Annotated in this window: 15 protein-coding genes and 4 pseudogenes; 8 read left to right on the top strand and 11 right to left on the bottom strand. The window is 60.9% G+C overall.

Annotated features, from left to right (window positions below):
* Positions 1 to 186: 186 nt before the first annotated feature.
* Complete coding sequence (locus ACVWW3_RS01125) at positions 187 to 1,404, top strand: MFS transporter (protein WP_456647509.1); 1,218 nt, start codon at positions 187 to 189, stop codon at positions 1,402 to 1,404.
* Between the two features lie 441 nt (positions 1,405 to 1,845).
* On the top strand, positions 1,846 to 2,142 hold the full coding sequence (locus ACVWW3_RS01120; RefSeq protein ID WP_456647508.1) for a chorismate mutase: 297 nt from the start codon (positions 1,846 to 1,848) through the stop codon (positions 2,140 to 2,142).
* A gap of 88 nt (positions 2,143 to 2,230) precedes the next feature.
* Here ACVWW3_RS01120 and ACVWW3_RS01115 read toward each other — a convergent pair whose 3' ends face one another.
* Positions 2,231 to 3,088, bottom strand: a complete 858-nt coding sequence (locus ACVWW3_RS01115) for a protein-L-isoaspartate O-methyltransferase family protein (RefSeq protein ID WP_456647507.1) — start codon at positions 3,086 to 3,088, stop codon at positions 2,231 to 2,233.
* Positions 3,089 to 3,200: 112 nt separating this feature from the next.
* On the opposite strand from ACVWW3_RS01115, the gene ACVWW3_RS01110 reads away from it, so the two are divergent.
* Together ACVWW3_RS01110 and ACVWW3_RS01105 are read left to right on the top strand one after the other, a co-directional pair.
* Entirely contained in the window at positions 3,201 to 3,791 is a 591-nt protein-coding gene (locus ACVWW3_RS01110; protein WP_456647506.1) for a hypothetical protein, read from the top strand.
* Positions 3,791 to 4,054 (top strand): hypothetical protein, encoded by a 264-nt coding sequence (locus tag ACVWW3_RS01105; RefSeq protein WP_456647505.1) that lies wholly within the window; start codon positions 3,791 to 3,793, stop codon positions 4,052 to 4,054. Before ACVWW3_RS01110 ends, ACVWW3_RS01105 begins: the two co-directional genes overlap by 1 nt.
* A gap of 96 nt (positions 4,055 to 4,150) precedes the next feature.
* On the opposite strand, the gene ACVWW3_RS01100 is transcribed toward ACVWW3_RS01105, so the two are convergent.
* Complete coding sequence (locus ACVWW3_RS01100; RefSeq protein ID WP_456647504.1) at positions 4,151 to 4,732, bottom strand: hypothetical protein; 582 nt, start codon at positions 4,730 to 4,732, stop codon at positions 4,151 to 4,153.
* Positions 4,733 to 4,906: 174 nt separating this feature from the next.
* Between ACVWW3_RS01100 and istA the strand changes: the two are divergent.
* Together istA and istB are read left to right on the top strand one after the other, a co-directional pair.
* Positions 4,907 to 6,446 (top strand): annotated as a pseudogene (gene istA / locus ACVWW3_RS01095) (IS21 family transposase).
* 11 nt (positions 6,447 to 6,457) lie between these two features.
* Positions 6,458 to 7,201 (top strand): IS21-like element helper ATPase IstB, encoded by a 744-nt coding sequence (gene istB / locus ACVWW3_RS01090; RefSeq protein WP_334518610.1) that lies wholly within the window; start codon positions 6,458 to 6,460, stop codon positions 7,199 to 7,201.
* Positions 7,202 to 7,444: 243 nt separating this feature from the next.
* On the opposite strand, the gene ACVWW3_RS01085 is transcribed toward istB, so the two are convergent.
* The 8 genes and pseudogenes from ACVWW3_RS01085 to ACVWW3_RS01050 all read right to left on the bottom strand — a co-directional run bounded on the left by ACVWW3_RS01085 (position 7,445) and on the right by ACVWW3_RS01050 (position 16,428).
* Positions 7,445 to 8,218: an MFS transporter gene (locus tag ACVWW3_RS01085; protein ID WP_456647503.1), complete on the bottom strand. Its 774-nt coding sequence runs from the start codon at positions 8,216 to 8,218 to the stop codon at positions 7,445 to 7,447.
* Positions 8,219 to 8,233: 15 nt separating this feature from the next.
* The gene (locus ACVWW3_RS01080; protein ID WP_456647502.1) at positions 8,234 to 9,184 is read right to left on the bottom strand and encodes a phosphotransferase; all 951 of its coding nucleotides are present in this window, start codon (positions 9,182 to 9,184) and stop codon (positions 8,234 to 8,236) included.
* A 593-nt stretch (positions 9,185 to 9,777) separates the two neighbouring features.
* Entirely contained in the window at positions 9,778 to 11,496 is a 1,719-nt protein-coding gene (locus ACVWW3_RS01075) for a dipeptide ABC transporter ATP-binding protein (protein WP_456647501.1), read from the bottom strand.
* Between the two features lies 1 nt (position 11,497).
* On the bottom strand, positions 11,498 to 12,370 hold the full coding sequence (locus ACVWW3_RS01070) for an ABC transporter permease (RefSeq protein ID WP_456647500.1): 873 nt from the start codon (positions 12,368 to 12,370) through the stop codon (positions 11,498 to 11,500).
* Positions 12,367 to 12,795, bottom strand: coding sequence for an ABC transporter permease subunit (locus tag ACVWW3_RS01065; protein WP_456647556.1), 429 nt, complete (start codon positions 12,793 to 12,795; stop codon positions 12,367 to 12,369). Before ACVWW3_RS01065 ends, ACVWW3_RS01070 begins: the two co-directional genes overlap by 4 nt.
* A 50-nt stretch (positions 12,796 to 12,845) precedes the next feature.
* Positions 12,846 to 13,322 carry a hypothetical protein gene (locus ACVWW3_RS01060; RefSeq protein WP_456647499.1) on the bottom strand — a complete coding sequence of 159 codons (477 nt, stop codon included), beginning with the start codon at positions 13,320 to 13,322 and terminating at the stop codon, positions 12,846 to 12,848.
* Positions 13,319 to 15,022 (bottom strand): annotated as a pseudogene (locus tag ACVWW3_RS01055) (ABC transporter substrate-binding protein). The gene ACVWW3_RS01060 and the pseudogene ACVWW3_RS01055 overlap by 4 nt, the downstream one beginning before the upstream one ends.
* A gap of 47 nt (positions 15,023 to 15,069) precedes the next feature.
* Positions 15,070 to 16,428, bottom strand: coding sequence for an NtaA/DmoA family FMN-dependent monooxygenase (locus ACVWW3_RS01050; protein WP_456647498.1), 1,359 nt, complete (start codon positions 16,426 to 16,428; stop codon positions 15,070 to 15,072).
* Positions 16,429 to 17,545: 1,117 nt separating this feature from the next.
* Here ACVWW3_RS01050 and ACVWW3_RS01045 point away from each other — a divergent pair.
* Entirely contained in the window at positions 17,546 to 17,821 is a 276-nt protein-coding gene (locus ACVWW3_RS01045) for a hypothetical protein (RefSeq protein ID WP_456647563.1), read from the top strand.
* On the opposite strand, the pseudogene ACVWW3_RS01040 reads toward ACVWW3_RS01045, so the two are convergent.
* Positions 17,772 to 18,657, bottom strand: a pseudogene (locus ACVWW3_RS01040) (LysR family transcriptional regulator). The gene ACVWW3_RS01045 and the pseudogene ACVWW3_RS01040 sit on opposite strands and share 50 nt — an antisense overlap.
* A gap of 106 nt (positions 18,658 to 18,763) precedes the next feature.
* Here ACVWW3_RS01040 and ACVWW3_RS01035 point away from each other — a divergent pair.
* Positions 18,764 to 20,254 (top strand): annotated as a pseudogene (locus ACVWW3_RS01035) (CoA-acylating methylmalonate-semialdehyde dehydrogenase).
* Positions 20,255 to 20,492: the final 238 nt, after the last annotated feature.

The following is a 20,492-nucleotide window of genomic DNA, read 5'->3' as shown; positions in this document are numbered from 1 at the left end:
CTTGTATGATGCGGGGCTTACGCAGATTGGTGCTCGAATATCCCGCCGAGCTTGAGATCACACAGGATGTGGAGAGGTGCTGGGGCCGTGGCAGCTTGGCCGTCGTCCCCGGGTATTCAGGCACGACCATCGGCCGGCCCTTATCCTGAGTTGCATGACGGCGTTGAACACCTCGCGATGAACTGAATGGCCAGAATCATGAGCTTATCTCCTCCTGATAAACGAACAAAGCTAATCCTTGCCGCTCTGATGATCGCTGCGTTCGCTATTGGCTTAGATACGTTTGTCATCATCGGGGCACTAGAAGTGATTTCTCGTGACCTCAACATTTCAACCGGTGCGGCGGGATGGATAATCTCAATCTACGCACTCTCCTACGCGGTTTTTGCGCCGCTGAATGCCTGGATGTTCCGGGCCGCAAGCCGCCGCAATGTCCAGATCCTATCCGTTTCAATCTTCATCATCGGCAACGTGATCTGTGCGATCGCTCCGAACTTTGCAACCCTGGCTGCAGCTCGCGTCATTTCAGCCTACGGCGCAGCCATGTTCACCCCGGCGGCCACCGCATTGGCAACCGAGCTCCTGCCGCCCGGTCGCAAAGGGTCGGCGTTGTCCCTTATCTTCGGTGGTATGACCGTTTCACAAGTCGCGGGTGTTCCGGCGACCAGCTGGATCGCTGATGCCATCGGCTGGCGTTTCGCATTCGGTTTCGTGGCAGTTGCGGGGCTCCTGGCATTGCTGATCTTTGCCCCTATGATGTCCGGTGTCTCTGCAAAGGCGCCGGAGCGCGGAAATGGCCCGGCTTCGAAAGACTTCCCCAAGGCTATCTACGGTGTTCTTTCGGTTACCCTATTCGTGGTCATTTCCGAGTTCGTTGTTTACTCCTATGTGAGCGTCATTATCACCGGTTCTCTGCTTACAGGCGTGCCGCTGCTCTCAGGCGCGCTCTTTGCGTACGGTTTCGGAGCTGTGACAGGAAACGCAGCGTGCGGCTTTCTAACTGATCGCTTCGGCCCCTACAAAGTTCTCATTGCGGTGATCGGCGCACAACTAATCGTTCTCGTAGCTCTGGTAGGGTTCGGGCATCATGGTGCCTTAACCGTGCTCATCGCATTTCTTTGGGGCAACGCGAGTTACATGTATCTCGTTCCGATCCAGCACCGGCTTCTCGATCTAGCCGGGGAGAGGTCGAAGCTAGTTTTGGCAATGAACAGCTCGACCACCTTTGCAGGAATAGCCAGCGGGGCCTTTCTCGGCGGTATCCTCGTTGAAACTAGCGGGGTCACATCCCTTGCTGTAGGGTCGATCCTGATTGGCCTCATCGGCTTCGGACTGGCTGTTGCCTTTATGAGTGAAGTTGCAGCTGCAGAAGCTGCCACTCCGGCATTCCGCGGGTTCGACTAGGCATACGACCCTATGACCAGACCTCATAGAGCAACGGCATCCACCACTTGGCACGCTCGACGATCCTTCACCGCGCCCATCTACTCAATCTCTTCGAAAGTAAAAATGCGCTGGCCCGCACCGCGGCGCCTGGCAGCAGGCTAGGCGCCGCGGATGCGGTTATTATGCCGAGCACTGAAAGTGCAGTAACGTATTCTTGAGATTGTTGGCCACCTGGCTATCCAGCACCCGCCGGCCTCGATGGCCACATGGGTCAATACTGATTTACTGCGCTCAGAGTCAGAAATGCTTTCAATGCCGAGGTGGCGTACTGAGATTGATCGAATTCGTTCAATCAGACCGGGCTGTCAGGGCCCAGTGACTCGGAAAGCCTGAAAATGTTTCAGGCAGAGACCTGTTGTCAAGCTGGAAAGTATGGTTGCATAGAAAGGAGACGCGAACTTGGAACCTCCGTCCGAATTGAACGAACTGCGGAGCAGCATCGACAATCTCGATGCGGCCCTTATCCACATTCTCGCGGAACGTTTCAGGTGCACTCGGCAGGTCGGAGAACTAAAAGCGCGACTTCAATTGCCTTCGGCAGATCCAGCTCGTGAGGAACGCCAGATAGAAAGACTACGTACGCTCGCACAGGCAGCTAGCCTTGACCCAGAGTTCGCCGAGAAGTTCCTATCATTCATTATCAAAGAAGTGATCCTGCATCACGACCTTACTCGTGGAGCAAACGCCGACGTGTAAAAATGCGCGACCGCCCGCGCGCTCTCGTCCGAGCCGCCGATCTTCAAGCTTGGCTGAAGCCGTATGCGCTCGATCAGTGCTGACCGTCTTAGTCTGGAGGATCACGCCCCAACCAGAAGCCCGGGCCCTTAAACCACACATTCTCTGAGTCGCTAGATCTCGGCTCACCTACGTGCAACGCGCGAATTGGAAGGTTGCGAAGCGGCAACCCGTCGATCGTGTCATGTAGACGTCTTGCAGCGTCCGCATCGCGTCCACCCGTGCAAGGATAGATGGAGACGGCACCAATGGAAGAGGCCTCGAAGTGGTCTCGACGCCGTACCACATGGAGAAGAAAGCCTTTCCAGGTTTCGTCGGTCATAGGCATCAGAAGCCGGCCACCTTCGACAAGGCGATCAAGCCAGACACGGGATGGGTGAGTGGCTCCAGCGAACACGATGGCGATATCAAGCTCGCCGACATCTACCGTCCGGCCGTCGCCCGAGACGACATCGACCTGGGGCCAGCTCTCGAGGTTTACTCGGGCCCGCGACGCCAACTCTGGGTCGGTTTCGATCGCCGTCACACGACCAGCGGGTCCGACAATCTCGGCCAGCACCGCCGAATAGTATCCGGTGCCGGCACCGACCTGAAGTACCTGCTCGCCGCGGGCGATGTTAAGATGGTCAAAATTGCGGGCCCAGAAGCTGGGCATTCCATTGTTGAGGTTACGACTCGCATCGATCGTCACGAGAACGTCATGGTAGAGCCAGCGCGGGTCGTCATCAGGGGTCAGAAATGGGTCGCTGTATGGGTCGGAGATGATGCTCCACGGTCCGGGACCTACGAATTGCTCGCGCCGAACGGTGGCAAAAGCCTCGATCAGCTTCGGGTTACGCAGGACCGGGACTTTGTATCGCAGGTCTTCTGCATACCAACGGCGCGCCGCTGCCAACGTGTCGTCCATGAAGGCTCTCCTGTTTCGATACAGACGATGCGTCTGAACTCCGGTCGGGCAGACACGTCAGAAATGTTTTTCTTCGGCTGTCCGCACTGGGCTAGCTGGAGCGCATAGCAGTGTGAACATCGAACCATTGACTATTACTCCCCATCCTGCCAACGCGGTCGCCCATGCGACTGATGTCGCATCTGCGATAGATGCGCTGTCCGATATCGATCTCGTGCGGCTCAAAGCTCTTGCACGATTGTGGAGCCGCGACCTCCCGGGAGGGCTCTCCTGGAGCGACATCCTCCACGAGGCGATTGCACGCACCCTCGACGGCTCGCGCCCCTGGCCGCCCGGCGTGCCCATCCTGGGCTTCCTGTCGGGCGTGATGCGCAGCATCTGCAACGACCATTGGCGTCGTGCGCGGCTTGAGCAAAGGCTGTTCGTGAGCCGCGATAACGAGGACCAGCGGAGCGGGCCCGGTGGAGATGCCGACGAGGTGCCCGATCCGGAGCGGATCTTGGTTGCCGCACAGACGCTGGCCAACATCTATCGGCTGTTTGAGGGTGATCCACTGGCGCTGAAAATCATGGCAGGCATGGCTGATGGTCTGGCGGCTAGAGAGATTTGCAAGATCCATGAGATGTCCGAGCTCGATTACGACACGACACGACGACGGATGAGGCGCACGTTGCTGCGCCAACACCAGTACTGGAACAAGTGATGACACGCTGGCACCCGAGTCTCGATCTGGAGCGACTGTTCGAATCGCTGAGCGTGGAAATCCTTTCCGCCACCGATGAGGAGGTGCGCCAGATGTCCGACCGTCAAGGATGGAAGGTCGCTAATACGGCTCAAGAGCTCAGAAAACTCATCAGGGCTGCGGGGGCGGATGTTGGCGTGAAACAAGACCGCGACGGGCGCGGGAGAACTGGCGTCGGCGGCAGTATTGGCGGCGTTGAGCAAGCGGAGAAAAATCAGCAATAGACAATAGTATGCCGGGGGATATCGTCCGCGAGCGTCCACGATGTCGCCCTTCGGCCCCAGAACTCGGCGGCATCGCCCATCGTCGATGCTGACCTGTCAGGTGCGAGCGGGTCTGCCGCGGCGAGTCCAGAGAGCGAGGAGCGCGGTCGCGACTAAGATCATCACGCCGCATGCCATGTAGAGCTGAGCTTCCGTCGTATTCGGAAGCAAAGTGGGAAGCAGGAAGATCAGCGCACCAACCGCTCCGGTTAAAAGACTAGTAAAGGCCTGAACGCGTCCGATTAGCGCCGAATCGACCACGGTTAAGAGATCTCCGTTCGCCGCCGCCCGCGACAGGTTCCACAGCATCCCAGCCGCCGCATAGAGCACAATTGCGACAAGCGGGTCGGTCGCAAAGCCCAGGATGAGCAACGAGCCCGCCGCGCCGGCCACAAGGGGCGTCGTCATACGAGCCATTCTTCTGGCCACCGCTGGGATCCCCGCAGCGGCTAGAGCGGCCATGCCCGCAATCGCAGCCGTCATCTCGAGTGTACCGAAGAGGCGACTACCTCCGCCGAGCGAATGACTGACGAATCCAGGTAACAACAGATTTGTGATCTGAATTACGGCAAATACCAGGCCCACTGATACCGACGCGGATAGGCTTTGTTGCTGATTCCGCTCGATGTCGCCCACCATTCCGGAATGATCTCGCCCACCGTTCCGATTTGATGTCGCCCGCCGTTCCGAGATGATCTCGCCCACCATTCCGGGATGATGTCGCCCGGGGTGACGAGGCCTCTTCTGGCTCCGCTACGGTCCCGCCTTTCGGCTTTGCGAAGGGGGACCTGGATGCCGACGGAGAGGTTTGCGATGCGCCATGTGCGCGAGGTGATCAGATTGAAGTCGGCCGGGATGCCGACCCGCGAGATTGCGCGGCGGGTCGGCACGGCCCCTTCGACGGTGCGGTTGACGATCCGCCGGTTCGAGGCGGCGGGGCTGACCTGGCCGTTGCCAGACGACGTCACCGACACGGTGCTGGAGGCCCGGCTGTTCGCCAGCGCCGGAGCCGGTCCGGGCACCCGGCGGGGCCATCGGCGGCAGGCCGAGCCGGACTGGGCGGCGGTGCATCGCGAGCTCAAGCGCAAGCACGTGGACGCTGTCGATTGTGTGGGAGGAGTACATCGCGGGCGAACCCGGCGGGTATCGCTATTCGCGGTTCTGCGAGCTCTATCGGGCCTGGGAAGGCCGCCTGTCGGTGACGATGCGCCAGTCGCATGCGGCCGGCGACAAGCTGTTCGTCGACTATGCCGGCGACGGCGTGCCGGTGGTGATCGACCGGCTGACCGGCGAGCGGCGCGCCGCGCAGATCTTCGTCGCAGTGCTCGGCGCATCGAGCTTCACCTACGCGCAGGCGACCTGGACGCAGGGCCTCGCCGATTGGATCAGCGGCCACGTCGGTGCCTTCGAGGCGATCGGCGGCGTGCCGGCGCTGCTGGTGCCGGACAACACCAAGGTCGCCGTGATCAAGGCCTGCCTCTACGATCCGCAGATCAACCGCAGCTATGCCGACATGGCGGCGCATTACGGCACCGCCATTCTGCCGGCCAGGCCGCGACGGCCACGGGACAAGGCCAAGGTCGAGCAGGCGGTCCTCATGGTTGAGCGCTGGCTGCTCGGGCGGCTGCGCCACCGCACGTTCTACAGCCTTGCCGAGGTCAACGCGGCGATCGCCGAGTTGCTGACCCGGCTCAACGAGGAGCGGCCGATCCGGCGGCTCGGCGTCACTCGCCGCAAGCTGCTGGAGGAGATCGACCGGCCGGCACTCCAGGCCTTGCCGGAGAGCCCTTACGTGTTCGCTGAGTGGCGGATCTGCCGGGTCAGCATCGATTATCACGTCGAGATCGAGGCGCATTATTACAGCGTTCCGCATCGCTTCGTCCGCGCCGAGGTCGAGGTGCGCTTCACGGCCCGCACCGTCGAGATATTCCACAAGGGTGAGCGGATCGCCGCGCATCAGCGCATGAGCGGCAACCACAAGCACACGACCGTGCCGGAGCACATGGCATCCAGTCATCGGCGCTACGCCGGCTGGACCATCGAGCGCATCCGTAGGGACGCAGCCTCGATCGGGCCGGCGACCGCGGCGCTGTGCGACCTGATCCTCGACGAGCGCGCGCATCCGGAACAGGGCTTCCGCGCCTGTCTCGGCATCATCCGGCTCGCCCGATCCTACGGGCACGAGCGGCTCGATGCCGCCGCCATGCGGGCGATCGATATCGGCGCGCGCACCTACGGCTCGGTCAAATCGATCCTCGCCAACAATCTCGATCGGCGTCCTTCACCCAAGCGCTCCGCGGACGACGCGCCGATCCTTCATCCCAACATCCGCGGGCCGCGCTACTACAATTAGGAGATCTCATCTTGCTTACCCATCCGACCCTCGATCAGCTCCACGCGCTCGGCCTTCACGGCATGGCCAAGGCCTTCGCCGACATCGAAGCCGGCGGCGACGCCGCAAGCCTCGGCCACGCCGAATGGCTCGCGCTCCTGCTCGAACGCGAAGCGTCATTGCGACGCGACAAGCGGCTGTCGAAGCGGCTGCAATACGCCAAGCTGCGCCAGGAGGCCTGCGTCGAAGACATCGACTACCGCACTCCACGCGGCCTCGACCGCAGCCTGCTGACGATGCTGGTCGAAGGCCGCTGGATCGATGACCACGCCAACCTGCTGATCTGCGGGCCCTCCGGCGTCGGCAAGAGCTGGCTCGCCTCAGCGCTCGGCAACAAGGCCTGCCGCGACAATCGCTCCGTGCTCTATCAGCGCGTCCCGCGACTGTTCAGCGATCTGGCCTTGGCGCGCGGTGACGGCCGCCACCCCCGCCTGCTGCGCGCGCTCGGCCGCGTCGATCTCCTCATCCTCGACGACTGGGGCCTCGAGCCGCTCGACGCCGCGGCCCGCCACGACCTCCTGGAGATCCTCGAGGACCGCTACGGCCACCGCTCCACCATCGTCACCAGCCAGCTTCCCGTCGATCAATGGCACGCGCTGATCGGCGACCCCACCTACGCCGACGCCGTTCTCGACCGCCTGGTCCATAACGCCCACCGGATCGATCTCAACGGCGAGAGCCTGCGGCGAACCCGTAAGCCCGGCCGAAAGGCCTGAGCCCGTGGCCCTGTGGACATGCCGCTGCGCTTGGACAACGCGAAGGGCGTTGCCCACATGCCCACAGCAGGAGTAGCAAAAAACAAGTCCTTCGAGCCGCGATTCAAGATTGACCACGCGGCTTCGCGATGCCAGAAACCAGACAGCCAGAACGCCTCGCGCCCCGAGCGACATCAAATCGGAAGGGTGGGCGAGATCATCTCGGAATCCTGGGCGAGATCAAATCGGTACACCCGGGCGAGATCATCGGAATCCGCAGCTTTGTGGCTCGTTCACAAGATAGTTGATCGCTTCACGAGAAGCCGAAAACAGATTGAGGCGTTTCGCTAGGTGTGTGCCGCTAGGATCCGCGGTCAGATTCCTCAACAGGGGCAGAACGGAGATCGCCACGAAGGCAAACAGGGCGGCGGTCGTCGCGCTGCCGACGTGAGCGATGGCGTAGCCGGCCGCACCTGTGCCCAAAGCCATCCCCCCCTGATTGAAGAACGACAATCGCAGGTTAAAGCGCATGCGCTCGGTCTCGGGAATCAGCGACTGCAGGATGCCGCTCGTCGCGCCTGCTAGAAGCGCGTAGCCGAAAGCTCCGAGAACTGCGGATAGAAGGAGGATAGGACGCGAGAGTGCATCGGGCAAAACTTGTACCGGAGCCAACATTAGCAAGCCTACAGCTCTGACGAGTTGTCCCGATGCGGTGACCCTGAGGCGATTGTGACGGTCGACGAGATGTCCGCTAAGCGGCGCCAGGGCAAAACCGGCAAGACTGGAGGCCAGCAGAACCAGGCCCACTAGGTTCGATCCGCCCACATCGAACGCAACCCACGCTGGCATGACAATCCCGGCGCCGACGATGAAGAAGGAGATGGAAGAAAAGCCAATGAAGCAACGTCGCTGCATTACTTGCGAATGGAACCCGTGCATCTCTCTCGCTTGGCTCACTGCAAAACGATCTCGGAAAACCTGCCCGCCGGTGCGGTCACAGTTTACGCCTGAGTATCCGCGAGTGCTGCGGGCAATCACGAATAGATCCTCGCATCAGGAGACAAATGCGCGAAGCTGGCGGTGGGCTGCCTTGCTCACGGTCGTCTTGGCCTGGGTCAGAACATCAGCCCACAGCGCCCCGTCGAGCTCGCAATAGTCAAACAAGAATCGCAGTATGCGCAGCTGGTGTCCAGCCACCATCCGGCACACAAAATAGACAAAGGACTCACTTTCGTCCAAGCCATATCCGGTCAGGAAGGCCTTCCACTGTGCGCCAACATGGCCATCGGCCGTGAGTTCTAGCCAAAGCACCATGGCCGCCACGTCGAGCCATTGAGGGCCGCGGCCACAATCATCGAAATCGAAGAATGTGACGCGCTCGTCCTGAACCCGCATGTTCATCGGCCTGACATCGCCATGACAAAGCCCTGTCGGGCCAATCGACTGGCTTGCACCGGCGCCCAGGAGCAGATTTAGTGATTTGCTGATGTCGTCGGCAAGCCTTGGAGACCTCTCGGCGATCATCGCGAGCGTCTCCTTGTCTCTCGCCTCGCTCAGAAGTTCCCTGCTCGGCGCCAGTTTCGTGAGCCTGGTCTGGCGGTGCAAATCGGACAGGGCAACGCCGGCGCGATACCAGTCGGCCGGTGTAGCCGCGAGTTCCCGCCCCGCAGCCGGCGCGAAGACGCCAAGAAGGCGCTTGGTGCGGTCAGGCAATTCGAATGTGGAGAACGACCTTCCCTCATGGTCGATGAGGGGCCGAGAAGCGTCAAGCGCAGGCGTACTTTGAAGGGCTCGGAGCACGGCCATTTCGCTGGCCACGTCGGCAGCGGAGCGGCCCCACGTTCGATACAGACGAACGAAAGCCCGATCTTGGGCGCCGTCACGAACCACGAACGTCCAATTCGCACCTTTCACAACTGTCGAGACCCTGCCCGTTAGGCCATAGGTATCGGCAACGTAGGCGTGAATCGTTCGCTCGACAGCCGCGCGTAGTTTCTGTTCCATCTCCACCTGTCCCATTGCCGAGGTGTCACTCGGATAACACGAACACCATGCCCCGTCCTGACACGGCCGATCGACATGCGCCGAGCAGAGCAGATATGCGAGTGTGTAGAATTCTGGTCGGATAAGCAGGTGTGAACGGCGCAATGCCAGAGGGCGCTCAGGTTGAGCCTGCGCGCTTGTCCGAAATTCCAAACCGGGATTGCAAGTGGCGTCGCCCTGTCGGCAAGAGTGTGCCGAATGCGCGGGGCGGGAAGTGCATGAGCCTTTGAATCCGGCTTCGCGCCAATCAGCAAGGGTTATGAGTACAGACTCTAGCTTGCGCGGCTTGGAGTTACCGCATGCGCGCCTTCAATGGACCGGCGCGACCACGCCTGGCCGAGTCGTTTTGGAGCTGTCCTTACAAGCAGCAGCAACCTATCAGGATCTGTGTGGTCCATTGAGTTGAGGCGCGTCCTCCGTCCGTTTGCGGGCAAGAGGTAGCAGTAGCTCCGATGGGATTGGCGGGACATGGTGTCGGCGGGCAGCATTGGTCCTCAATGCACGCTAGCCCTATGCGCCTTCTTGGCTTGCGAAATCGAAAGTCCTGGCGCATTTCATGCGACTTCTCCGCTGACGAGGCTCGATGAGCGATCGGTTACGACAGGTCGGACGAGGCGCGGTACGGCAGCAATCAGACGCTTGGTATAGTCCGCTCGCGGATTGAGGAAAACCTCATCCGTGTCGCCACTCTCGACGACGCGTCCATGGCGCATGACCATGACCCGGTCGCTGAGATGGCGGATAACGCCGAGATCGTGCGAGATGAAGAGATAGCTCATACCGAGCTGCGCCTTGAGATCGCCGAGTAGATCGAGCACCTGCGCCTGGATCGAGACATCCAGAGCGGAAACCGGTTCATCGCAGACGATGACGGCTGGCTTTGGCGCGATCGCACGCGCGATCGCGACGCGTTGGCGCTGGCCGCCCGAGAGCTCAAGCGGCCGGCGATCCAGGAATGCTGGCGATAGGCCCACCGACTCGAGCAGCTCAATAACGCGCAGGCGACGCTCCGACCCGGTGTCCACATCAAGGAGGCTGTCAGATATGATGCGGCCGACGGTCCAGCGTGGATCAAACGAGCTGAGCGGATCTTGATAGATCACGGAGATCGAGCGGCGTCGCGCCCTACGCTTTCGTTCGGCGATTTCGCTCCACGCCTCTCCCTGGAACAGAACGGCTCCCTCGTCGGGAGTATCCAGAGCCATCGCCAGGCGGGCTGTGGTGGATTTACCTGATCCTGATTCCCCCACAAGGCCCAGCGTTTCGCCTGACCGAAGCTCGAAGGACACACCATCAACCACTGTCCGCGGGACGCCATCAGGGCCGTTGAATCGCTTCACAAGATTGGTCGCACTGAGGATGATTGCAGTGGATTTAGGCGAGGGTTGTTGTTGCAGCGGGCTCAGAGACTTGGGTAGCCGTGCAATCGCCGTGGACGACAAACGGGAGCCGCGGGGACGTCCCGAGGGTACCGCGTTCAGGAGCTGCGAGGTGTAATCGTGTTGCGGGTCGCCGAAGATCTGCGCAGCTGGTCCACGCTCGACGACCTCGCCTTCGCGCATGACCAGAACATCATCCGCCATGCGCGAGACCACCGCCAGGTCATGGCTGATCAGGATCAGAGCCTTGCCCCGTACCTTGGTTTCCTCGAGCAGCGCCAGCACCTGTGCCTGCACGGTCACGTCGAGCGCGGTGGTTGGCTCATCGGCGATCAAGAGGTCTGGATCGAGTGCGAGCGCCGACGCAATGAGGGCTCGCTGGCGTTGGCCACCGGACAATTGATGCGGCAGCTGCCAGGCGTTGATCTCAGGCTCAGGAACCCCAACGAGTTCGAGCAGCTCAACCACGCGGCGTTTGAGTTCCTCACGGGAGTGGACAGCACGATGGAGAAGGAGGCCCTCGCCGATTTCCCTGCCGACCTGACGGAGTGGATCGAGCGAGAGAAGGACGTCCTGCAGCACGAAGCCGATCTTCTTGCCCCGGATGAGCCGCCATGAACGTTCATTGAGGTCAGTCAGGTCTGTGCCTGTGAAGTTCATCTCGTGCGCATGAACATGTGCCCCATGGCCCGCAAGCCCGACGAGAGCGCGCGCGGTTACGCTCTTGCCCGAGCCGGATTCGCCGACGATCGCGAGGCAACGCCCCGGTCGAAGCGAGAACGATACGCCACGCACGGCCGTGCCGTCTGGATTGTCGCGTCCGAACGACACGCGCAACGAATCTACGTTGAGAAGACTTGGCTGAGGAAGCTGGGGGGGAAGAACATGCAACATGTCAGCCCTTTCCTTCGAGGCGGTTCTGCAGATAACGTCCGATCACCGTCACGCTGAGAGCAAAGATCACCACTGCCAGACCCGGCATGATCTCGAGCCACCACGCATAGATCACGTAGTTGCGCCCAGCATTCAGGAGCGCGCCCCATTCAGGGGCTGGAGGGGGAACACCGAGTCCCAGAAACGCAACACCCGACGCCCAGATGATGGCCTGGCCGACGCCAAGCGTGATCATCGCGGTCAACGGGTTCATGGCATTGGGGAGGATGTGCCGTCGCACGATACGCCAATACGGATGTCCAAGCGCCTTGGCTGCCTCCACATATCCTGCGCCCTTAACAGACAGCACCTGCCCCCTGATCATCCGGGCATAACCCGGCGCCGTCCCGATCCCGACCGCGATGACCAACGTCAGCACAGTCGTGCCGAAAACGGCCACGAACAGAAGCGCAAGGAAAAGCACCGGAAGCGCGAAGAGCGCGTCGAGCAAACGGCTGAAAACATTATCGATGGCTCCGCCGCAAAGACCGGCGGCAAACCCCAGAACGAGCGCAATCGACACGCTCAACGCGGTCGCGCCAAGACCGATGGCCAGGGACTGCCCTGCCCCTTCAACAATGCGGGAGTATAAATCGCGACCGGACTGATCAGTGCCCAGCCAGTGGCTGAGCGACGGGGCCTGTAGTGAGGACGCCAGGTCAATCGCCAGCGGATCATGAGTCTGTAGCAGCCTTGGCGCGGCCGCCGCTGTGAGAAAGAACGTAACGATGGTTATGGCCAGGCAAACCCGCAAAGGAATTGCTTGTGCCGTTGAAAGTGCTTCCTTCCAATAGCGGGATTTGACGACGTGTGGCAGCGCGGCAGAGCAAGTCATGCCAATTTGATCCTTGGGTCAACGATACTGTAGGCGAAATCGACGAACGCGCTGACAATGACAAACAGGCCAGCGGAGACCAGAATGACGCCGGAGACGACGGGAACGTCGCGTGTGGATGTAGCGGCCACCAGGACGCCGCCAAGTCCCTGTCGGGCAAAGACGGCCTCAATTAAAACGGCACCGGACAGAAGCTTACCGAACGCCCAGCCTGACAAGGTGATTGCTGGCAAAGCTGCATGGCGCAGGACGTGACGAAACCGGACGCCGAGATCGCCCATGCCTCGCGTTCGCGCCGAAGTTACAAAGGGCAACTCGAGCAAACGCGTGAACTCGCTCGTAACGACTTGCCCGAAGAGCCCAGACAGTTCCAACGCCAGCGCCAGGGTCGGAAGAATGAGGCCGATCGCCGAATTTCCTCCCACCACAGGAAAGATGCGAAGCTGTACGGCAAAGACAACGAGCAGGATGGTAGCTAGCCATAAGGCGGCACGGTCGCCAACAGAACCTGCATCCCGCTCAGCAGCTTCGCCCAGAAGTTATCTCTGCCGGCTGCAAAAACTGTGGTCAGAATAGTGATCACCCACGCGGTTACGAGCGCGGCGACCGCAAGGAGGACGGTTGGCCCAATCTGTTCGGCAATGATGGCTGCCACTGGCCGATGCTGGTGGTAGGATTGGCCAAGGTCCCCCTGCAAGATCCCGGAGATGTATTTCGCGTACTGCAAGAAAATCGGCTGGTCGAAGCCATATTGTGCGTTGATCGCCGCAAGCTCTTGTCGAGGGGCCGCCCCTACATTGCCGCTGACGACGTTGAGGATGATCTGGGCGCGGTCACCTGGCAGCAGACATTGGACAAGGAAGGTGAATGTTGCCGCAGCCCATACGGTCGCTGCGGCGGACAGGATGCCATGTGCGAGCCACACGGCCTGTCTGCGGGCTGCGACTTTCACAGCGCGGATTTCTTGTCGAAATAGCTATCATGGAAGACCGGCTCGCCGACGGAGCCGCGGTCGAGCCAAATATCTTTTAGATGTGCTTGCACAGCTAGAGTGACGTCCAGGACGGCGAAGCCCACGACAGGAGCGTCAGCGACGATCTTGCGCTCTGCTTCCTGATAGAGCGCGGTTCGCTCGGCATTGTCGAAGTGTTTTTCGGCCTTCTGAATAATGTCCCACAGTGCCAGGTCCTGGTAGCGTGAGGGATTGAAGCGATTGAGCTCACCATTAAGGTCAGGCTTCCAGGAGATGCGGAAGATTTCAGCGCCGGGAGCAACCCAGTAGAGAAGGACGACCTCGTAATCGTTCGGACCGAGGTTTTTCCCGGCGAAGAAATCGGCCTGGTTCGTTGGCTGAAGCCGCACGTCGAAACCGGCAGACTTTGCCTGCTGTTGGATCACCTGCAAGGCCTGCTCACCATCGGGCTTTAGGAATGAGCTCGAATAGGAGATGCGCACGACGAGCGGCTTGCCATCCTTGAGGCGAAAACCCCTGCTGTCACGCTCGGTCCAACCTGCCCGATCCAGGAGCTGATTGGCTTTCCCGACGTCTTACGTGTATGACGGGGCAAGCTCGGTGATATATTCGGGCGAGCTTTGGCTTAGCGCAGCATTGCCTTCAAACGGCAGGGAGCCCAGGAACGAGGACTCGACCGCTGCTCTTCGATCGGCGGCATAGGCAAACGCCTGGCGAACGAGCAGATCGTCAAAAGGTGAGCGAGCCGTATACAACGCCAAGCGCAGGGGCGTGCCACCCGTAATGTGCCGCAAGACAGTGAAGCGCGAGTTGGCATCTTTCCAAGCGACGGCTGGAACGTCGTAAGCTGCATCAGATTCCCCGGTTAGCAGAGAGCCATACCGAACGGTCTGATCAGGGAAGAACTTCCACTGGATCCCGTCAACGTAAGCCGGTCCCTGGTGCTTGGCAGTTGCCGGCGCCGAGTTGTAGTCGGGATTGCGGCGGAATATAACCTCTTTTCCCCGATTCCACTTCTGGACGATGAATGGACCCGATCCGACCGGGTTCTCGCAGTTCACCGCAAGTCCACGCTTGAGCGCGGTTGGCGACAGAATGCCCTGGGACGACTGGGCGAGAACATTGAGCAACGGCTGGAACGGCGCCTTTAGCGTTAGTCGAAGTGTCGCGGGCGCGATTGCCGCTGCCGATTCAAAGTTGTCGCTGAGGTAAGGAGCGGCCGTCGGATTGCGGAGGTCCGGATTGTTGCTGAGCCAGCCATTGATGTTGTCGGCGACTGCCTGTGCATCGAGCGGTGTCCCGTCGGTGAATTTCACGTTTGGCTTAATCTCAAACGTGTAGACCTTCTTGTCGTCGGAGATGGTCCATGATGTGGCCAGCCATGGCACAATCTCCCCGTCCTTGGTCCGGGCGACTAGATTGTCGCTATATTGCCGCTGTAGATACCATTGCTGGACCCATCCTCCGAACAAGCAAGGCGGCTCCTGAAAGTGGCCATATCGAATAATGCCGCCGCGCCTCGTACTGTCGCTCGAACCGTCCTGAGCAAAAGTGCTGGACGCACAGGCGATCTGCGAGAGCGTGGAGAGCGCTATTGCAATGGCTGTTGCCTTTTGCTTTCTGTAAGCGTGTGGCTGGCCCGTGAGAAACGCAGATGATTGTGTGTCGGACAGAGACATATCGAACTCCAAGCTATTGATAGTGAAACCGCGAGCCCGTCGGCTGATCAGGCCGTCGCCCGCTCTTGCGACGCAACGCCCGCTGGGAGCGCAAGCCCAAAACGGTCACGCAAGGTTTCTTCCCGATACTCGGTGCGAAACAGTCCGCGGCGCTGCAGCATTGGAACGACATGATCGATGAAGGCGGGCGCACCATCCTCCAACACATCTGGGATGATGTTGAAGCCATCAACCGCGCCCGCGCGGAACCATGCCTCGATCGAATCGGCGATCTGTTCCGGAGCGCCCGCGATCACGCGATGGCCGAAGCCTTGAACGCTGCTTATGATCTCACCAACTGTCCGGCCTTGGCGCGCCAAGCTTTCGATGGTGCGGTGATGTCCGACCGAAAATGGGACGTCATTCGGATCGGGCAGCAGCTCTTCGGGAATGGGTTTGTCCAGGCTGAGCTTTTCGGGCGCCACATTGATGCCTCGCGCCAAAGCGACGAGCGCGCCGGGCAGATCGAGTAACTCGTCGATCGCTCTCTTGCGGCGATATGCTTCCTCTTCCGTGCCGCCAACGAAGGTGACCAGGCCCGGCAGGATGATCGGCGCTGTCCGCCGGCCGAATTGGTGCGACAGCGCACGCAGGCGTCCGGCCTCGCGCAGCGCCGTCTCCAGGTCGCCGGCAGCAGCGAACACCAGATCGGCGCTGCGCGCAGCGAGGCGCAATCCATCGTCCGAGCCTCCTGCTTGAACGATGATCGGATGTACTTGTCGCGAACCGGGGTGCGTGAGCGGACCGCGGACACTAAAGATATTGCTGTTCGGGTCGAGCAGTCGAAACTGGGGATTGGCGTAGATTCCAGATGCCTGATCGCCGATGATTATTCCATCCCCCCAGCTCAGCCATAGTCCACGGACGGTTTCGACGAAGTCTTCGGCGCGCTTGTAGCGCTCCTCGCGGCCGAGCTCGCGCCCACCGAAATTGCCGACCGTCGCGGGGCTGGAGGTCGTGACAGCATTCCAGGCGGCGCGGCCGCCGCTGATGACATCAAGTGATTGGAAACGACGCGCCAGGTTGTACGGCTCATTGTACGTCGTCGATGCGGTTGCAATCAGTCCGATGTGCTTCGTCTCACGTGCGATTACGGTGAGAACAAGCGTAGGTTCAAGCCCGTTGAGTGGCGGTCGGCGGGTAATATCCCAAGATATTGCCGGGGTATCTGCAAGAAATACCGCGTCGAGCAAGCCGCGCTCGGCCACCTTCGCTGCGCGAAGATAATGCTCGATGTCAAAGAAAGCGCTCGGATTGGTGCTCGGCCAACGCCATGCTGCGGCGTGTCCGCCCGCGCCGTGAAGATTAAGCCCGAGATGAGCGTTCGGATTGCAGCAGACATGAATTCTCCAGGCGCGGAAAGGCATGCGCAGTTCAAGGGGTGTGTTGGCTCGGCTACGCGATCTCGCTGCTTCTTGCGGTGTCGCGCAGACAGCGAACGGCATCCGAGGACGCGGCGAGGCTGCCGGTCGAGATTAGCGGATCAGGTGAAGCAAGCCGCGCGCTCGAAAAGGTCCAACACTTGCCCAAGCGCGAGCCCGCCGGACCACTGACGAATGAGTCGAGCGGCGGTCGGCCGGGGCACATCGTCTATTGTAGTTGGCCAAGACTCTGCTGGTGAGCCTTACAATGCGTGCAACTCGCGCGATGACCAAAGCGGCTGTCATGACCTCTCCCCGGCCGACACCAGCGGCCTTCGATCGCGACAGGATCAAGCGAGCGGACATCAAACGCAATAGTTGCGTATTTCAATCTGCTACCGCGCGCTGGCATACTCTTCTACGACCAGTCTCGTTGTCTGCGAGGTAGCAGCATTTGTGCGCCTCAGCCTGCTTATCGCATTTTCGGAGCTCGATCCCAAAGTCATGCCCCGGCGAGCAATTGCAAATCTCGTATGTCTCCTCGAGCACCATCGATTCGGGCGCGCGCAAGGTGTCAGCGATGGGAGTCCTTAGCGAGTATCCCTCGATAGGATAGAAGAACTTTCAGACCGATCGGCAACGGACACAGCCCCGCCGTGTGCCGGGCACCCTCGTTGCGCGGGCAGCGCTCTCCGCCCGAGCATCGCCAGCATGAGCTTTAGTGGCTTCGCTTGCCTCTGTGGTGTGACGTTCAAACCGTGTCAAGTTCGTCGAAACGTGATTGACTTGGGCGCGCGCGATCAAGCGTCTTGAGCAAGTTCCTTGCCTCCTGGCCAAGCCTGCGCTCGCATGTCTCTCGATAACCGGACAGATCAACAGGGAACTGAGAGAAGGCGCTCCGCGAACGCAGCAGCGACGTCGCTGCCCGCTGGTCGATAGCTCGTCGTCGCCGCGCGTTGCTCGTCAATGGCCGCGGGCTGCCGGCGTCACATATTCTCCAACGTTGCTCACGACCGTCTTGATCGAGGCGGGGCGGTGACGACTTCGTCGGAGATGCCGCAGAGGCTGCCCGACGCCTGTCGGAATATCTTGCGCATCTTGGTTTCAGCCTGCGCTGGATGGAATGGGAACGCTCGACGGAATCATCGGTTGCGTGGCGGCTTCGGTCGGGCTGTCGTTGGTGCCGCGCGTCGTCGCTTCACCTGCATTCGCTGCCGAACGGACCGGCAGGGCCACCACGGTTGTTGTTCATCGCAAGGACGCATTCGTGTACTCCGCGCGGGCGTTCATGGAATGCGCCGGAGCGGGAACGAACCAGACAGCCCCGCCCGTGCAACCGGCAGTGGCGCTCAAGCAGCCTCGAAAGACAACCTCGCCGCCTTCACTGATGCAACGATGAAGCGATGCACTTCTGCAATGCGCCGCGTTTCGTGCGTATCAGGATGTGACGTCAGCCAGTAATTCCGCACGAAGCGGATGTCGGGAAGGAGACGCCGCAATTCGGGATAGCGGTGGGCCACATAATCATGAAGGATTCCGACGCCGTGTCCACCACGAACGGCCTCCATCTGCGCAACGACGCTGCGCATTCATAGCGTCGCGACATGAGCCGGCCGAGCACCGAGGCGTAGTCCAATGCCCTGCTGTAGACGAAATCCTCGACCTGGGTGACGAACAGGCGGCCGGCAAGATCGGCTTGCGTTTTGATGAGACCCTCGCGCGCCAGATAGGCATCAGCAGCATAGACACTGAGCGTGTAGTCAGTGAGTTTGGACAGGATCAGCTTGCCCTGCTTGGGCCGGTCCAGCGTGATCGCAACGTCAGCCTCGCGCCTTGACAGCGAGAATGTGCGCGGAAGCGGCACGAGTTGAATGACAAGGCCCGGGTGCTTCGCGGCCAGCGCGCCCAGCCGATCGGCCAGGAAGTAGTTGCCAAGTCCGTCCGGCGCCCCTACGCGCACCGTTCCGGTGAGGGCCTCGGCGGCACCTCCAATGCTCGATCCCACTTTGAGGAACTCGCTCTCTGCGCGCTCGGCAGCCGCGACAAGTGCCTCGCCCGCCGGCGTCAGCGTGCAGCCGGTAGTGTGTCGTTCGAGCAGTTTGGCATTCAAGGAACTCTCCAGCGCGGTCAGTTGCCGGGCGACCGTTGCATGATTCAGCCGTAGGCTTTTCGAGGCCTCAGAATCTGGCCAGCACGCGCTACCTCCAGGAATATACGAACGCGCTCCCAATCCATTGCTACACTTTCCGCACAACGGAGCCCGCGAATTCGGCGGTTGATGCCGCATTTTTATGCGCTGCATATCTAGCTCGATCAAGCGTCATGTTAGGGAGAGCAGCCAATGCCCGTGACTATTCTGAACTTCATCAATGGCGAGTTGGTGCCGAGCCGGGGCGCTCGCACCGCGCCGGTTTACAATCCCGCGACCGGCGAGCAATCGGCAACGCTCGGACTTGCTACGACGCAAGACGTGCGGTCCGCCGCCGCGGCGGCCCGCAAGGCCTTCCCGGCCTGGGCGAACACACCGCCACTGCGCCGTGCTCGTATTCTCAACCGTTTCCTGCGGATCATGGAGGACCGAATCGCTGAACTTGCCCAAGTGATCACCGCCGAACACGGCAAGGTGCTTTCCGATGCCACGGGCGAGATCCAACGCGGCATGGAGGTGGTGGAGTTCGCGACCGGCGCGCCGCAACTGCTCAAGGGAGAGATCAGCGAGAATGTCGGTACCCGTGTCGACAGCCACTCGCTGCGTCAACCGCTCGGGGTGGTCGCTGGCATCACGCCTTTCAATTTCCCGGCGATGGTCCCGATGTGGATGTTCCCGGTTGCGCTGGCCTGCGGCAATACGTTTATCCTTAAGCCGTCAGAGCGCGATCCCTCGGCCTCGCTCGTGCTTGCGCAGTGGCTGAAGGAGGCCGGGCTGCCCGACGGCGTGTTCAACGTCGTGCATGGCGACAAGGAGGCGGTGGACGCCATTCTAACCGATCCGGATATCGTCGCGGTCAGCTTCGTCGGCTCGACGCCGATTGCGCGATACAGGCGACCAGCCACGGGAAGCGCTGCCAGGCACTGGGCGGCGCCAAGAACCACATGATCGTGATGCCTGACGCCGACATGGACCAGGCGGTCGACGCTCTCATGGGCGCGGCTTACGGCTCTGCCGGCGAGCGCTGCATGGCAATTTCGGTAGCCGTCCCGATCGGAGACACGACCGCCGACCGTCTGATCGAAAAGCTGGCGCCCAAGGTCCGCGCGCTTTAACATTGGTCCCGGTACCGACCCCGAGGCCGAGATGGGCCCGCTGGTGACGAAGCAACACCTCGACAAGGTCCGAGGCTATATTGACGCCGGCGTTGACGAAGGCGCGAAGCTGATTGTGGACGGGCGCGATTTCCATCGCCAGGGCTACGAGAAGGGCTACTTCATCGGCGGCAGCCTGTTTGATCGCGCGACCACGGACATGAAAATCTATCGCGAAGAGATCTTCGGACCGGTGCTCGTGGTAGCTCGGGCCAAGTCCTATGACGATGCGGCCGACATGATCAACCAGCACGAGTTCGGCAACGGCACCGCAATCTTCACCAGGGACGGCGATGCAGCGCGCGAGTTCGCGCATCAGATCCAGGTCGGCATGGTGGGCATCAACGTACCGATCCCGGTGCCGATGGCATTCCATTCGTTCGGGGGATGGAAAGCCTCTATGTTCGGCGACCATCACATGCATGGCCCCGAGGGCGTTCGCTTCTATACCAAGCTGAAAACGATCACGACCCGTTGGCCGACCGGCATCCGGGCAGGCGCCGAGTTTGTGATGCCGACGATGTCCTGATCTTCTCCAAATGGAAGGCCGTGGCAGCTCCATGGCCTTCTCAGCCCGCCAGTTGGCGCGTCCCTTCTCAACTGGCAAACTCCGGCACATCGCGGCCAGAGAGGTCGCACCGGCATCAATCCGTGAATATCGCTGTACAATCGTCCGACCAGACTCGAAATTTGCCGTGTCGATCTCCATCGGCGGCTCGAGGGCCTCTGTTGTCATGCTCGCTCCCTTGTTATTGGCCGCACGGTCT

The organism is Bradyrhizobium sp. LM2.9 (assembly GCF_054056555.1).
This window is presented reverse-complemented; position numbering and strand designations above follow the sequence as displayed.

Excerpts from the sequence above, each read along its gene's own strand:
- ACVWW3_RS01125 (WP_456647509.1), top strand. The coding sequence starts at position 187 with ATGGCCAGAATCATGAGCTTATCTCCTCCTGATAAACGAACAAAGCTA.
- ACVWW3_RS01115 (WP_456647507.1), bottom strand. The coding sequence starts at position 3,088 with ATGGACGACACGTTGGCAGCGGCGCGCCGTTGGTATGCAGAAGACCTG.
- ACVWW3_RS01105 (WP_456647505.1), top strand. The coding sequence starts at position 3,791 with ATGACACGCTGGCACCCGAGTCTCGATCTGGAGCGACTGTTCGAATCG.
- ACVWW3_RS01100 (WP_456647504.1), bottom strand. The coding sequence starts at position 4,732 with ATGGTGGGCGACATCGAGCGGAATCAGCAACAAAGCCTATCCGCGTCG.
- ACVWW3_RS01080 (WP_456647502.1), bottom strand. The coding sequence starts at position 9,184 with ATGGAACAGAAACTACGCGCGGCTGTCGAGCGAACGATTCACGCCTAC.
- ACVWW3_RS01075 (WP_456647501.1), bottom strand. The coding sequence starts at position 11,496 with ATGTTGCATGTTCTTCCCCCCCAGCTTCCTCAGCCAAGTCTTCTCAAC.
- ACVWW3_RS01070 (WP_456647500.1), bottom strand. The coding sequence starts at position 12,370 with ATGACTTGCTCTGCCGCGCTGCCACACGTCGTCAAATCCCGCTATTGG.
- ACVWW3_RS01050 (WP_456647498.1), bottom strand. The coding sequence starts at position 16,428 with ATGCCTTTCCGCGCCTGGAGAATTCATGTCTGCTGCAATCCGAACGCT.
- ACVWW3_RS01045 (WP_456647563.1), top strand. The coding sequence starts at position 17,546 with ATGGGAACGCTCGACGGAATCATCGGTTGCGTGGCGGCTTCGGTCGGG.